The 13,755-nt window shown below is 65.0% G+C and carries 17 protein-coding genes; 6 read left to right on the forward strand and 11 right to left on the reverse strand.

Translation table 11 applies throughout. The annotated features are described in order from the left end of the window. The first annotated feature begins 305 nt into the window (after positions 1–305). Complete coding sequence (locus HPY67_12825; protein NPV05606.1) at positions 306–653, forward strand: hypothetical protein; 348 nt, start codon at positions 306–308, stop codon at positions 651–653. 156 nt (positions 654–809) lie between these two features. On the opposite strand, the gene HPY67_12830 is transcribed toward HPY67_12825, so the two are convergent. The 3 genes from HPY67_12830 to HPY67_12840 all read right to left on the reverse strand — a co-directional run bounded on the left by HPY67_12830 (position 810) and on the right by HPY67_12840 (position 2,090). Then, positions 810–1,208 (reverse strand): PIN domain-containing protein, encoded by a 399-nt coding sequence (locus HPY67_12830; protein NPV05607.1) that lies wholly within the window; start codon positions 1,206–1,208, stop codon positions 810–812. Continuing rightward, positions 1,205–1,453, reverse strand: a complete 249-nt coding sequence (locus HPY67_12835; GenBank protein NPV05608.1) for a ribbon-helix-helix protein, CopG family — start codon at positions 1,451–1,453, stop codon at positions 1,205–1,207. Before HPY67_12835 ends, HPY67_12830 begins: the two co-directional genes overlap by 4 nt. Before the next feature lie 241 nt (positions 1,454–1,694). After that, positions 1,695–2,090: a hypothetical protein gene (locus HPY67_12840; protein ID NPV05609.1), complete on the reverse strand. Its 396-nt coding sequence runs from the start codon at positions 2,088–2,090 to the stop codon at positions 1,695–1,697. 146 nt (positions 2,091–2,236) lie between these two features. Between HPY67_12840 and HPY67_12845 the strand changes: the two genes are divergently transcribed. The 4 genes from HPY67_12845 (at position 2,237) to HPY67_12860 (ending at position 5,195) form a co-directional block, all read left to right on the forward strand. After that, the gene (locus HPY67_12845) at positions 2,237–2,803 is read left to right on the forward strand and encodes a cysteine hydrolase (protein NPV05610.1); all 567 of its coding nucleotides are present in this window, start codon (positions 2,237–2,239) and stop codon (positions 2,801–2,803) included. Between the two features lie 86 nt (positions 2,804–2,889). Then, complete coding sequence (locus HPY67_12850) at positions 2,890–3,177, forward strand: metallopeptidase family protein (protein ID NPV05611.1); 288 nt, start codon at positions 2,890–2,892, stop codon at positions 3,175–3,177. A gap of 106 nt (positions 3,178–3,283) precedes the next feature. Continuing rightward, positions 3,284–4,261 carry a DUF697 domain-containing protein gene (locus tag HPY67_12855; GenBank protein NPV05612.1) on the forward strand — a complete coding sequence of 326 codons (978 nt, stop codon included), beginning with the start codon at positions 3,284–3,286 and terminating at the stop codon, positions 4,259–4,261. A gap of 13 nt (positions 4,262–4,274) precedes the next feature. Continuing rightward, positions 4,275–5,195, forward strand: coding sequence for an EamA family transporter (locus HPY67_12860; GenBank protein ID NPV05613.1), 921 nt, complete (start codon positions 4,275–4,277; stop codon positions 5,193–5,195). A gap of 81 nt (positions 5,196–5,276) precedes the next feature. Here the strand turns inward: HPY67_12860 and HPY67_12865 are convergent, their stop codons facing one another. The 4 genes from HPY67_12865 to HPY67_12880 all read right to left on the reverse strand — a co-directional run bounded on the left by HPY67_12865 (position 5,277) and on the right by HPY67_12880 (position 9,932). Next, positions 5,277–6,365, reverse strand: coding sequence for a hypothetical protein (locus tag HPY67_12865; protein NPV05614.1), 1,089 nt, complete (start codon positions 6,363–6,365; stop codon positions 5,277–5,279). Between the two features lie 58 nt (positions 6,366–6,423). After that, positions 6,424–8,121, reverse strand: coding sequence for a hypothetical protein (locus HPY67_12870; GenBank protein ID NPV05615.1), 1,698 nt, complete (start codon positions 8,119–8,121; stop codon positions 6,424–6,426). 27 nt (positions 8,122–8,148) lie between these two features. Continuing rightward, entirely contained in the window at positions 8,149–8,325 is a 177-nt protein-coding gene (locus HPY67_12875; GenBank protein ID NPV05616.1) for a hypothetical protein, read from the reverse strand. Between the two features lie 89 nt (positions 8,326–8,414). Further along, positions 8,415–9,932: a DUF1846 domain-containing protein gene (locus HPY67_12880; protein ID NPV05617.1), complete on the reverse strand. Its 1,518-nt coding sequence runs from the start codon at positions 9,930–9,932 to the stop codon at positions 8,415–8,417. A 363-nt stretch (positions 9,933–10,295) separates the two neighbouring features. Between HPY67_12880 and HPY67_12885 the strand changes: the two genes are divergently transcribed. Further along, complete coding sequence (locus HPY67_12885) at positions 10,296–10,925, forward strand: hypothetical protein (GenBank protein ID NPV05618.1); 630 nt, start codon at positions 10,296–10,298, stop codon at positions 10,923–10,925. A gap of 126 nt (positions 10,926–11,051) precedes the next feature. Here the strand turns inward: HPY67_12885 and HPY67_12890 are convergent, their stop codons facing one another. From HPY67_12890 to HPY67_12905, 4 genes are all read right to left on the reverse strand, one after another. Continuing rightward, complete coding sequence (locus HPY67_12890) at positions 11,052–11,261, reverse strand: hypothetical protein (GenBank protein NPV05619.1); 210 nt, start codon at positions 11,259–11,261, stop codon at positions 11,052–11,054. 116 nt (positions 11,262–11,377) lie between these two features. Continuing rightward, entirely contained in the window at positions 11,378–11,698 is a 321-nt protein-coding gene (locus tag HPY67_12895) for an STAS domain-containing protein (protein ID NPV05620.1), read from the reverse strand. A 444-nt stretch (positions 11,699–12,142) separates the two neighbouring features. Continuing rightward, positions 12,143–13,312 (reverse strand): ATP-binding protein, encoded by a 1,170-nt coding sequence (locus HPY67_12900; protein ID NPV05621.1) that lies wholly within the window; start codon positions 13,310–13,312, stop codon positions 12,143–12,145. A 169-nt stretch (positions 13,313–13,481) separates the two neighbouring features. Next, positions 13,482–13,748: a hypothetical protein gene (locus tag HPY67_12905; protein ID NPV05622.1), complete on the reverse strand. Its 267-nt coding sequence runs from the start codon at positions 13,746–13,748 to the stop codon at positions 13,482–13,484. Positions 13,749–13,755 lie beyond the last annotated feature (7 nt).

Genomic DNA, 13,755 nt, shown 5'->3' on the forward strand with positions numbered 1-13,755 from the left:
AAACAACTCGTCCCTCGTCCCTTCTTGACTGTTGCGACACAGCCTCTGGCGGGAGAGGGTGAGGGGGCCTGAACGCACTCACCCTCCCCTTGATCCCCTCCCGTCGAGGGAGGGGAACCGAGAAGGCTGTTCAGCAGGAGCAGCCGGCCCCGGCTTCATCCTGGGTTGCCGGTGGGAGAGGCATCGCCGCGGGTGCGGGGAGGACAGAGGGGGAAGAACCCTCCGGCTGTGGCATACATCCCGTGATGCCCCTCCATGCGAGGGGCATCGCTTTGTCAGGGCAGAAAAACGGAGCGGTAATCGGCATGGCGGAAACGAAGAAACGCAAAACGACGGGAGGCAGGGCGAAGGCCCCGACGGGCAAGCAACGGGCGAAGAAGCCCGTCGTCAGCCGGCAGGACGCCTTGCAGATCGCCCAGGCCTACCTGGCGGACAAGGGCGCCTTTTCCATCATCGGCATCGACGACCGGGTCCGGGAGGAGTTCGAGGCCTACTTCGCCGCCAACGAGCAGCTGGCGGCTTCGCTTGCGGACTGCTGGATCGTCGAGTGCGGCGTCGACCCCTTCCTGGTCGTCGACGGCGGCACGATGCTCATCGGCGTCTCGAAGACGACGGGCGACATCGTCTACGCGGGCATCCTGAGCGTGGCGTGATGCGGAGAAGAGCCTGTCCGCCGGAAAAGGTCAGCATGCGTTGATTGAACGCGACGCCAGAGGGGGAAAGGCAGCACGCGGGACTCTTTCTGAATCACCCCGGGGTATCCGCCTCGAGGCCGATCCGGGCGTGAACGGTGACGGCGCCGCGCTCCGTCACGGAGCGATGCGGAAGCCCTGTTCCTTGAAATGGCCGTCGAAGGTCAAGGCCGCGCCGATCCCGTGGCGCCGCATGATCTCGAAGCTGACGCAGTCGACGAGGCTGAGCCTTCGCCGTGAAGCGACGAGCAGGGCGGCCATTCCCAGCCGATGCAGATCGCCCGTGACGAATTCCACGTGGAGGATGGGGACCACCGCATCCTCGAAGGCCCGCACGGCCTCCAGACCGAGGCGGCTCTGGAGAAGCGCAACCGTCTCCACGAGGACGTAGCTGCTTGTCACCGCCGTTGTTCCGCTCTCCAGGATGTCGGTCCATCCTCTACGCGCCGCGGCGTGGTTGTCGTCGTCCCGGTCGAGGAGGGCGTACAAGGCCGACGTGTCGACAAAGACCCTCATCGGTCGAAGGCCTCCGCCAGGTAGGCATCGTGCCGCTTCGAGACGTCGTGCTTTCCGGACCTGAATTTTCCGATGACATCCATGGCCCGCTTTTTCCTCTCGTCGGCGGGCATCATGACGCCCGAGCTGATCACCCCGTCGACGGCACGCCGGATGACTTCGGCCATGGATTCCCCGCGGGCGGCTGCGATTTCCTTCAGCGCGCGGGCCTGCTCTTCCGTCAGTTGAATCTGCGTTCTGACCATGGTGATACCTGCGATTACATATTTATTGTAATGATTACACATTGGGGGCTTTCCGTCAAGGCATGTTGTGGCTCAGCCGCTGCTTTGTTTCGTACGGGGGAAGAATTTGATCGCTGTCCCGGACCGATTCGCGGACCGTCTGCACAAGGGGATATGGGAGGGTACGGGCGCGCAAGGGGCGCAGCGCGACGGCTTCAGCGCGGGATCCGGGGATGGGGTTCGGCGGTGACGGATCGAAGGGTCACGTCCCCGCGTGTCGCAGCTCCTCGAGGCCCGAGAACGCGACGAGGACCCCCTCGCCCCTGAAGGGGAAGCCCATGGCCTTCTCGTCGTGCAGGCGGGTTGCATCGGCGTGGCTGACCCGCAGGCCGGCGAAATAGCACTGCGCGTTGTGCCGCGCGGCGTGCTCCAGGCAGCGCCGGACGACCTCGTCGTTCTCCACGGCCCCCCGGTTGGGGTGCCGGGCCGTCCGGACGAGCACGTGCCCCAGAGTGCCGTTGCGCCGGGCGACGATCTGGGGGTTGACCTTGGGGTTGACGTTGACGTCCAGGATGACCCAGCCGTCCTGCTGCAGCTCCTCGCGGACGATGTGGACGCCCAGCCTGTGAATCTCGGCCTCGGTCAGCGCTTCCCGCATATTGCAACCTCCTCGATACTCTCCTATATCGGCTCCGGGGCCGGCGAGGTTGAGCCCGGCCGGGCGGCCCCCCCTCTTTTTCCGTGCTTAAACAGGGGCGTTTTGCTACAGTGCACATCAATGACCCTTGCTGGACGGGATACCCCATGAAACCGGCCGTCGTGATCGTCGATATGCTCAGGGACACCCTCGAGGGCGCCCACCCCATGCCGATCAAGGAGCTGGGCCGTGCCATCGTGCCCGCCATCAACCGCCTCACCGGCTTTGCCCGGGAGCGATCGATTCCCGTGATCTTCTCCATGGACAGCTTCCTGCCCGGGGACTTCATCTTTCAGGGCAGGATGAAGCACCACTCGATCCGGGGGACCAAGGGGGCCGAGGTCACGGACCTGCTCACGCAGGCCGGCACGGACTTCTATTCGCCCAAGCGGCGGTTCAGCGCGTTCTACAAGACGGACCTGGACCAGACGCTGCGCCTCTGCGGCGTCGACACGGTCGCGCTCTGCGGGATCGCCACCCACTGGTGCGTGCTGTCCTCGGCCTTCGACGCCCTGTCGAACGACTTCCGGGTGGTCATCCTCGAGGACTGCTGCGCGAGCTTCAACCGCGAGATGCACGAGAGCTGCCTCGCGATCTACCGCAGAAACCCCCTCGAGCCGCTCCTGCGGGTGATGACGCTCGAGGCGTTCCTGGCGGAGGTGGCGGGGACGTGAGGAAGCTGAGTGCCAGGGAGTTCGACCGGGCCGTCCAGCGGGCGATCCGCCGCATCCCGCCGCAGATCCGGAGGCACCTGGACAACATGGTCATCTCCGTGCAGAAGCGGCCCTCGCCGGAACTGCTCGAGGAGATGGGCCTGCCGCCCGACGAGCCTCTCCTGGGGGTCTACACGGGCGCCTCCCTGATGGAGCGCTCCCACTTCGACATGCTGCAGTACCCGGACACGATCCAGATCTTCCAGGAGCCCCTCGAGGAGATGTGCGAAACGATGGATGAGCTCGAGGAGGAGATCGAGATCACCGTGGTCCACGAGGTGGCGCACTTCATCGGGATGACCGAGGAGGAGCTGGCCGAGCTGGGCTATGAATAAGCAGGTCACAGGGTAAAGGGGTTGAGGGGACGAGCAGGGGGGTAGCAGGACCCCGAGGAAGCGGCCGGTGACGGGCCGCCCGGTTTTGCGGGGTGCGGTGAAGGGCATGTACGGCACAATCAAGAACGTGGCGCTCGCGGTGAGCGCCGTCATCCTGTTCTTCTTCGTCCTGTTCGTCGTCAACCAGACGGCGCAGGCGGTGGCGCTTGCCGACCGGGTGAGCCCGGCCTTCGGGACGGCCGTACTGTGGTTCCTGATCGGCCTCTACGCCGCGTTGGTCCTCGCCGCCGCGGCCTTTTTCCTGCGGCTCCCCAAGCCCCTCGTGCCCCCCGGGTCCGAGGCGGAGCCGGAATTCTCCCGCTACCTGGACGCCCTCCGGAAGCGCCTGGCCGCCAACCCCCGCCTCAGGGGCCATGACCTGTCGGACCGCGCAGGGATCGAGCGGGCCCTGGAGGCGCTCGGCAGGGAGTGCGACGCCGTCATCCGCGACAGCGCCGCCGCCGTGTTCGTCAGCACGGCCATCTCCCAGAGCGGCCGGCTCGACACGCTGTTCGTCCTGACGGCCCACGTCCGGATGGTCTGGCGCATCGCCTCGATCTACGCTCAGCGCCCGGCGCTGCGGGAACTCCTGCACCTCTATGCGAACGTGGCCGCCACGGCCTTCGTGGCGGGGGAGCTCGACGAGGCGGAGATCGGCGAGCAGATCGAGCCGATCCTCTCGTCGGCGCTCGGCGCCGTGAGCCTCTCCGTGCCGGGCATGCAGGCCGCCGCGTCCATCGTCGTCACCTCGATCCTGACGGGGGCCGCCAATGCCTTTCTCACGCTGCGCGTGGGGATCATCGCGAGGCGCTGGTGCGGCAGCCTCGTCGTCGCCGACCGCCGGACGCTGCGCCGGTCGGCCACCGCCGAGGCGGCGAAACTGCTGGGCCAGGTCGTCAAGAACGGCACGGCGCGCATCTCGCGGGCCCTCTGGGCGGCCTCGAAGGGCAAGGTGGGCGGGGCGTTCTCGGGGCTCACGGGCCTGGCCCGCGACATCAAGGACTCCCTCCTGGGCCTGCTGAAGATCAGGAAGGACGACGAGTGAGGTCCGACGCGGCATGGGGCTGAACAAGGGGAGTTCCGCCGCCGGCCCGGTCCTGGCCCTCGCCTGCATCTCCCTGGTGTGGGGCTACAACTGGGTCGTCATGAAGGAGACGCTGCGCTACGCGGGCCCCTTCGACTTCAACGCCCTGCGGATGGCCCTGGGCAGCGTGTTCCTCTTTGCCTTCATGGCCTGGAAGCGCGAGCCCCTGCGGCCGCCCTTTCCCGCCTGGACGGCCGTCCTCGGCCTCACCCAGACGGCCCTCGGGACGGGCCTCATCGTCTGGGCCCTCGAGACGGGAGGGGCCGGCAAGACCTCGATCCTCGTCTACACGATGCCCTTCTGGATCCTGCTGCTGGCCTGGCTCGTCCTGGACGAGAAGGTGCGCGGCGCCCTGTGGGCCCCCATCCTCCTGGCCTTCTGCGGGCTCATCTGCATCCTCGAGCCCTGGGCCCTCGGGGGCACGCCCCAGAGCAAGTTGCTCGCCGTGATCTCCGGGGTGTGCTGGGCCGCCGGCGCCGTCATTGTGAAACTCCTGCAGCGTCGCTACCGCAGGCTGGATCTCATCCGCCTCACCACGTGGCAGCTCATCTTCGGCGCCCTGCCGCTCATCCCCGTCGCTTTCCTGGTGCCGTCGCGGCCCATCGACTGGTCGCCCTACCTCGTCGGCTCGATCGCCTACAATGCGATCCTCGTCTGCGGCGTGGCCTTCCTGCTGTGGACCTACGTCATCAACCGCCTGCCGGCCGGTCTGGCGGGCCTGGGCACCCTGGCCGTCCCTGTCATCGGCATGACGGGCTCGAGGCTGCAGTTGGGCGAGCCGATCGGGTTCTGGGAGGGCTGGGGCATCGCCCTCATCGTGGCCGCCCTGGCGCTGCTGTCGGTCATCCGGCTGCGCGAGAGCCGGAAGGAGGACATCATCCCGGGGCAGGATTGAGGGCAGGGGAGCCGGTGCGGGGCGGCCGTTCAAGGGCGCGGGCGGGATCGGCCCGGCGCGACAGCCCCGGGCGGCGGATCGTCAGACGCCGTGGGGCGCAAGGGACAGCCGGGGATCGAACCAGGCGAGGACCGTGCCGCTTTTCTCTCGCGCGTGGGCGTGGTAGAGGTCGGGGACGATCTCGAGCGTCACGTCCGCCCCGGCAGCCCGCAGTTCCTTCTCGCCCATTTTCGCCCTCCAGGCGGGGAACATCCAGTCCTTCGCCCCGTGCACCCAGTAGATGCGCCGCCCCTTCGCGTGCCGCATGTCGAGGGGAACCAGGATGCCCGAGAACGGGGCGAAGCACGCAAACGGCGTCTCCGCGTCGAGGGCGCGCTTGAGGGCGTAGGTGGCCCCGTCGGAGAGCCCCGTCAGCAGGATGCGGCCGCGGTCGATATTCCAGCGGTCGGCCGCGTAGGCAAGGGTCTTCTGCAGCAGCGCGGCGTCGGCGTCGGGCCCCAGGATCGACCACGTGATATTGTGGGACGTGGGGCAGGCGAGGGCAAAGCGCCGGCTACGCGCCTCGCGGAGCCACGTCCAGAGAAAGTCCCGCCCGTGGCCGAATCCCCCGTGCAGGGCGACCACCAGCGGCAGCGGCTCCGACCCCTCCCGGGTGTCGGGGATGTAGAACGAGACGCTCCCCCGGGCGTAGGGATCGTCCTCGAGGCCGCCGTGGAAGAGGCCCGCGGCGGGGTTCGCCCCCGGCTCGGTCAAGAAGTCGGACGCGCGGTCCCGGAGGTCGGGCTCGAGGAAATACCGGTTGACGGCGGGGGAAAACGGGCAGAGCGGCAGCAGGGCCTCCTGCATGCGGTGGATCCTCCGGCCTGCCTTCCGGAAGTTGACGAGCGAGGACTCGAGCCCCTCGCCCTGCGTCGCCGTCGCCAGGGCCTCGAGGCACTGCGCCGAGGCGTCCAGCAGGGCCCTGCGGAGAGGCTCCTCATCGGCCGGGGCGGGCGTTTCCTCCACGGACGCCCGGGCCTTCGCAAGCCCGTCCGCGAGCGGCGCGAACTGCGCCCGCAGCTGCGGCGCGATGCCGGGGAAGTAATGCCGCTGGGCCGACTCGAAGGCCTCCAGCGCCGCAACGAGCCGCTCTGCGAGGGCTTCGATGGTTGCGGGGGCATCGGCTGCCAAGGCATCCGCCTCCTGTCCTGCCGGGGGTTTCTGATCCACGTGCCTCGCTGCCGGCCGGCTACCGGTCGATCGTGGCCTCGGAGACGTCGATGTGGGAGGCGATCTCGATCCGCCGGGGTGTGCGGTCGAGACCGGTACCGCCCGCCTTCGGGGTGAAGTAGAACACGTGTACGATCCTCAGGTCGGCCTGTTCCTCGCCGCTTGCAAGCTCCTTGTAGCCCCAGGCCCATCCGTCCAGGCGGTATCCGCCGGGGTCGGCGAGCTGCCGTTCCGCCTCCTGAAGTGCGGTGTCGAAGGGCTTGACGCGGGCGATCTTCCGGACCCCCGCGATCTCCCGCCAGGTCTTGGCGGCGCGGGCAACGGAGCCGTCGCTGTTCAGCACGACCCGGATCAGGCCGCCGTCGCCGAGGACGGGGGCGCTTTTCCCGTCGAGGTCGACCTCGCGCCTGTAGTGGAGGATCACGCTCTTCTGGCGCCGCGTCACGTCGTAGGTCCGGTTGGCGACGGGGACCGACTCGAGCATCATGCGGACCCCCTCGGGCCTCGCGGCGGCCTCGGCCAGGCCCATCTGCCGCAGGAACCGGTCCGCGCGGTCGAGATACGCGTCCTCCCCGAGTGGGCGGCCGATCGGGTCGAATGCCGTCCGCCCGATCAGGTGCACGGCGCCGCTCTTCGGGTCCACCCGCACGGCAAGCCCCATGGGCCCTTCCAAATCCGACGAGTGGAGCGCCCCGTCGATCTGCCGGTAGGCGAGGGCCTTGAGCGCATGCGGAAGCGGCATGGGCCGGAGGCTGTAGATGGGCGCCCACTGGGGGGAACCCTCGTCGGCGGCGGTTTCGGCATGGCCCGTCGAGCGGAAGGCAGCGGGGTATTGGGCGTGGTAGTGGGAGGTCACGAAGGGGCTCGGTGCCGGGGAGAACGCCGCGTCGAAAAGGGCCGTCCGCTCCACGTCAGGGCCTCCCCGCGTGATGCACACGGGCACCGTCCCCCGGCGGCCCCCGCGAAACCCCTCGATGAAGGCGTCCGCAACACCGAAGCGGTTCGACGACCGGTCGTAGAGGTCCCAGACCCTGTCCGCATCCTCGGGGTCGCAGAAGGCGGCCGTTGAGAAGCCGCAGGCCATCCGGAGGCCCGGTGCGAGCATGGGGCCCCAGCGCTCGTAGGCGTTTCTGGAGAGCACCGTGTCCTGCGTGCCGTCGAACCCCTCGGGGCACCCGAACTCCGGCGCCGGCGCCGGACACTGCCTCGGCCCGTGGGCGAACACGGTCGAGGCGCACTGCCAGAAGTACCGCATGCCGTCGCCGATGCCCGTGCCGTTGCCGAGGCGCATTTTCCCCGGGTCCACGACGTGGGACTCCGATGCGCTCTGGGGGCACCTCACGGGGTCCTTCCCGTTGGGTTCGGCGAGCCACGTCTCCGGCGTGCCGTGCGTGGCGCTGAAAAAGAGGTGCGCCGTCTCGACGCCGTTGTAGCGGTCCGTGTCCCTCCCCGCGGGATCGAGCGCAGGGTCGTGAAAGAAGGGCTCCGCGTAGCACAGCCCCTCGTGCATCGGGGTCTTCGGCGTCAGCGGGAACGGGGCGCGCGACAGGAAGCGCCCGGCCAGGTCCCGCGGGCTGCCGGGCGCGCCGGGGGCCGCACGGACCGTGAATTCCGGGGGACCGGGGAGGGCAGGCCGCTGCAGGGGAAGGCAGGCGGTGAGGGCCGAGGCCCCCAGGAAGGCCATCACCCCGAGGGTGCATCGCGTGATTGTCCGCATGGTCGATAAGGGGGGTCGGGCCGACGGTTATTTCTTCTTTTCGATGGTTTTCGACTTGATCTTCTTGATCTCTTCCAGGAGTTCCGCTTTCGTGACGATTCCCTTGCGGTCCAGGAGGTTCACGAGGGCCTCCGACAGCACCACCTCGTAGACCATCATCTCCTTGATGTCCTCGAACTGCTCGGGATCGAGCTGCTTGCTCATGGCAGGTTCCTCCATTCTCGTCGGCGGGGCCGCGCCGCCCGCGGCGGGTGCCCTCATGCGCGTAGACTATACCCGGGACGGCCGCGATTTCAAGAGACGAATAGGTCCTTTGTGGAAAAGTTGGGGTCGCTCGTCAGGTTCACCCCGAGGCGGCGCAGGCCCGCCTCGTCGCCCGGCGTGGGGATGTGCGTCATGTGCACCTCGCAGTTCTTCAGCTCCTTGAGCCGCTCGATGGCAAGCTGCGCGGCCGGGTTGGTCGCCGAGCTGATCGAGAGGGCGATGAGCGTCTCCTCGAGATCGAGGCTGACGCTCTTCTCCTCGAGGATGCGCGTCTTGAGGTGCCGGACCGATTCGGTGATGGACTCGGGCAGCAGCTTGATCATGCCCGGGATGCCGGCCAGGTGCTTGATGGCGTGGATGACGACGCTCGATGCCGCGTGCAGCAGCGGCGAGTTGTTGCCCGTGACGATGGTGCCGTCCTGCAGCTCGATGGCCGCACCGCAGTAAATGCCCTCGTCGCCCTTGTCCTGGGCCTGGGCCTCGCCGGCCGCCCGGCGGGCGGGCTCGACGACGCGCCGGTTTTCCGGCACGAGCTGGAAGTCCTTGAGGAGCAGCTCGACTCTCTGCACCGTCTCGCGGTCGGCAAACCCCATGGCGTACTCGCATCGGTATCGGAAGTAGCGGCGGATGAGCTCCTGCTTGGCCGCCTCCCGGGTCACCGCGTCGTCGATGATGGCAAAACCGGCGCGGTTGACCCCCATGTCCGTGGGCGACTTGTAAAAGGACTCCCCGCCCGTGATCCGCTCCATGATGCGCCTGAGCAGCGGGAAGGCGTCCACGTCGCGGTTGTAGTTGACCGCGATCTTGCCGTAGGCCTCCAGGTGGAAGGGGTCGATGATGTTGAAGTCCCGGATGTCGGCCGTGGCGGCCTCGTAGGCCACGTTGACGGGGTGCTTGAGCGGGAGGTTCCAGATCGGGAAGGTCTCGAACTTTGCGTAGCCCGAGTGGATGCCCCTGCGGTAGTCGTGGTAGAGCTGGGAGAGGCAGGTGGCGAGCTTGCCGCTGCCGGGCCCCGGGCCCGTGACGACGACGAGGGGCTTTTCCGGCTCGATGTAGTCGTTGGCCCCGTAGCCCTCGTCACTCACGATGAGGTCCACGTCGGTGGGGTAGCCCTTCGTGAAGCGGTGCGTGTAGACCCGGACGCCGCGCCGCTCGAGCTTGTTCTTGAACTGCCGGGCAGCGGGCTGGTTCTCGAAGCGCGTGATCACGACGCCCAGGACGCTGATGCCCCGGTTTCGCAGATCGTCGATGAGCTTCAGGGCGTCGGCATCGTAGGTGATGCCGAAATCGGCCCGGATCTTCTTGCGCTCGATGTCGCCCGCGAAGATGCACAGCAGCAGGTCCACCTTGTCCTTGAGGTGCTGCAGCAGCCGGAGCTTGACGTTGGGGTCGTAGCCCGGAAGGACCCGGGCGGCGTGGTAGTCGTACAGGAGCTTTCCCCCGAACTCGAGGTAGAGGCGGTTGCTGGTCCTGGCGACGCGCTCCAGGATCTCCGCCGACTGCTCCTCGATGTACTTCTCGTTGTCGAACCCCACCTGCCCGGTCATCGCCGTCCTCATCGTGTTACGGAATTGTAACGGTGGGCACGTTAACGCGTTTTGGCCCTTTTGTAAAGCCCCTTGCTGAATTCCGGGAAGCCGGACGGGAGGGGATTTCCGCCTCCCCGTCTTTCTTCTTGACTTGCCTGCGGAGAGCCGATAATTGACAAAATCATTCACCCCGGTCGGATCACGTCGGTACCAGCCCGCGCCGGTTCTCAGCGCCGCGGGCCGTGCATCCGCTTTCTTCCGGGGTCAAACCCGTGATGCGTCTCAGGCGCTTTTTGAAGCGTTGGGTCTTTTCCGTCAGCCGGAGGCTCGAGTCGTTTTGCAGCCGGCTGCCACAGCAAACCGTGCCGGAAGGAGGGGCGTATGATGAAGCGGACGGTCCTGACGATCGCGGGAATCCTGCTTTCCGTGACGCTGATCGGCTACGCGGCGGCGACGGGAGGGGGCTATTACAGCCCGTTTCATTTCTTCAATAACCTCTGTCATTGGATAAAGGTCATCCCCGGACCCCCGGGGCCCCCCGGGCCGCAAGGGGAGCCGGGGCCGCCCGGGCCTGCAGGGCCGGCGGGGCCTCCAGGGCCGCAGGGTGAGCAGGGGCCTCCCGGACCGGCTGGACCCCAGGGGCCGCAGGGACCCCCGGGGACGGCGGCCGGGATCCAGAGGGTGGTGGCCGGCACGATCACCGTAAATGATAACGGGACGGAATTGGGGATCTTGAGGGGAAGCGGGTTTACGGTTTCGGTGCCGACTCAAACCGGGTTTTGCACGTTTGGAGGAGGTCAGCTGCCTTGCCGGTTTTACCTGATAACGTTTAATGAAGCATTCTTGGTGCCGCCCGTATGCACGGCGGCGCTCTATGGCAGTGATTCATTCCAAAAACAACCCGTCGCCATCATCGTTACAGGTGTGAACGAGAGTTCGCTAGGCATTCAGGTAGGGACTTATTCAGAAGGTCTGGGATATTTCCCGTTCTCTTTCATATGTGCTCAGTGACGGCGCGGACGAGCCTTTTCCGGGTGCGATGATTCGCAAGACGCAAAACGGGGCCGGCCGTATTCGGCCGGCCCCGTTCATTTCAGGCCGGTCGTGAGGTTGGAGATCGCCAGCCGCGGGCTGTCATCATTGGCTGGTCACGGCGGAATCAGCGTTGATGCGGTCTGCAGCGGGATGCACCACGGCCTTTTTCACCTTCTCCCACTTGACCGGAACATTGCACCCGGGACAGACCCCGGAGTAATACTTGGCCAGCTCCGCCTCATTGCCGTACACCGCCACGCCCTTGTAGGGGCATCCTGTGCTGTGACGGGCAAGATCCATCCATTTGTCCATACTCCATCTCCTTTCACTTCCTGCTTGAGTCGCCGTTGCGGCACCACACGATGACGCGGCTGATACAGAGGGGCTCACAAGGTCTTTTCTCGGATGCCGGAGATGAACAGGTCCCGCTAGCCGGGCCATCCGGTCCGGCTGATGGTGAGACGCCCGTCGATCCTCATCAGCTGAAACAGCTTTTTGAGCTCGCGGGTGGCATTCTCGATAACCAGCTCACCCCTGTTTCTGCAGAGCTGGTTGAACAGCAGGAGGATCGTGTGGAGGCCGAGCGGGTCGATTGTGCGGACCCTGGCGAGATCCAGGACGAGCGCTTCGACGTCGTTCCGGGCGAATTCCTGGACCTGCCGGTGCATGAACTCCGCCTCGCTGGCCCTGAGATCCCCGTCGGGCGTGACGTATATGACTTTCTTTTCTTCGTCGCAGCGGATCAGCATTGGGTCATATCGCAGACTTGCACTGAAGGCTAGTTTTGTTCAAACCGCTGAATCAAGAGAAACAACATGCATGCCATATTTGTAACTTACTGAAATAGAAGCATAATTCATAAATTGGAGGAAATTTCTGCATGCAGAAATGTAAAGAACGGCGACGGCGTGCCCGGCGGCGTGAGGGATGAATTTTGATATGTATTTGAAATCATGAAGTTATTTTGATATCCGCGAACCCGTAAATGATCCCGACGGTTTTTCGAAAAGCCTGCAGCCGCCGATTTTTGTTGATACGAAAAAAGTATTAGAATGATGCCCCGGTAACGTTACATGTAACTGGGGACTGACAAAATATCCTGGAAGTGGCCCGGATTTCGCTCTGGCTTCCAGCCCCGGATGAGTGAAAAAGGCCGGCTCCCTGCGGAACCGGCCTTAATATTTTCCTATCGGTCAGGGCGGAGATGAACCGCTTCGGACAATGGCTTTGACCAAGTCCTTGAGACTGACAAACCGGACCTCGACGTTCCCGTATTTCCGCTGGTAAGGTTTTTCGATGTCGGCGGCAACGAGAAAATTATTCCCTTTTTCGTAGATGCTTCTGAATGACTGAAGCCCCGCGGGGTCGAAGTGCGCGGCGGACCACTTGCATTCGATGGCAACCGGGCTGCCCTTTCGACCGGCGAGGATGAAATCCACCTCTAGGCCACGCTTGTTTCGCCAGTAACGGATTTGACGATGTTGCAGGTGCGCGTGCATCTCGTTCAGCACGAAGTGCTCCCAGAGCGTGCCGAGATCCTCTTTTCGCAGCCGGTCCCATCCCTTGAAGTAACAGACGAAGCCCGTGTCGAATCCGTAGACACGCGGTGCCGAGACGATCTCGGTCGCCCTGTGGGTGCTGAACGGTTTCACGACGTGGAAGAGGTACGTGGCCTCCAGGACTGCCAGGTAGTTTGAAATGGTTGTCCGGCTGACCTCGCAGGGCCGGGCAAAGCGGGTCGCCTCGAAAATGCCCCCGCTCTGGGCCATGAGGAGCTCCACGAAACGCTGGAAGGCATGCCGCCGCTCGAGCCTGAAGAGTTCCTGGATGTCCTTTGCCCAGTATGCGTCGATCCATTCCTGGATCCAGCGCTCGGGAAGGGTTTTCTCCAGGAAGAAAGGCGGCAACCCCCCGTGCAGCAGGCGATGCGGCAGGTCCGTATTGCCGAAATCCTCCAGATCGCTTTGCGTCATCGGTGTCAGCCAGATATCCAATTTTCTGCCCGCCAGCGTGTCCCGAAATCTTGCGGAGGCACCGAGCGTGGACGATCCGGTCGCCAGGATGCGAATATCGGGGTAGTGATCGGCTGCAATCTTGAGCAGCTCCGATGGGTTTCCCAGCCGGTGGATCTCGTCCAGCACGACGCGCCGCCCCCGGTGTCCCTTCAGGAAACTTTCAGGGTCTTCCATCATCCGCCGTACAGAGGGCAGTTCGCAGTCATAGTAGTCCGCATCGGAGAAGCTTCTGCACAGCAGAGTCTTCCCTGTGCGGCGGACCCCGGAGAGCCAGAGAATGGACCGCTGCCAGCCCCGTTCAATTTTTTCCAGCCAGAATCTCCTGGTCTTGATTGCATCCGTTTTCATGGTGAAAAGCATCATGCCATGCGTTTTTACCAAACGCAAGTACTATTTCATTTGGTATCACCAAATGAAAAGAACCTTGCTTTTGGTATCATCAGGAAAAGCCAACGAAAAAGGCCGGCTCCCTGCGGAACCGGCCTTCGCAATTTCCTGGTGGGTCAGGGCGGTATGATCAGCAATTCTTCTCTTCCCTGCGGTCGATGAAATGAATGACCCGGTAATCTCCGTGCCGGTATCGGAAAAAGCCCCGAAAGATCCCCTTCAGAGGTTTTCCCGGGGCGAGGGGGTTTCCCGAAAGGTCATCGTCGACCTTGCCCACGATTTCCCGTGCGCGTGCCTTGCCCCGCCCACCCGAGGTCCTCGATCGCATCTTCATGCCAGACCACCTTAATACGTCCCAGTTGATCTCGTCTATTGGGACAGTCAGCGTTTTCACCATGCCGATG

It is taken from the genome of Syntrophaceae bacterium (assembly GCA_013177795.1).
Classification (GTDB): domain Bacteria; phylum Desulfobacterota; class Syntrophia; order Syntrophales; family UBA2192; genus UBA2192.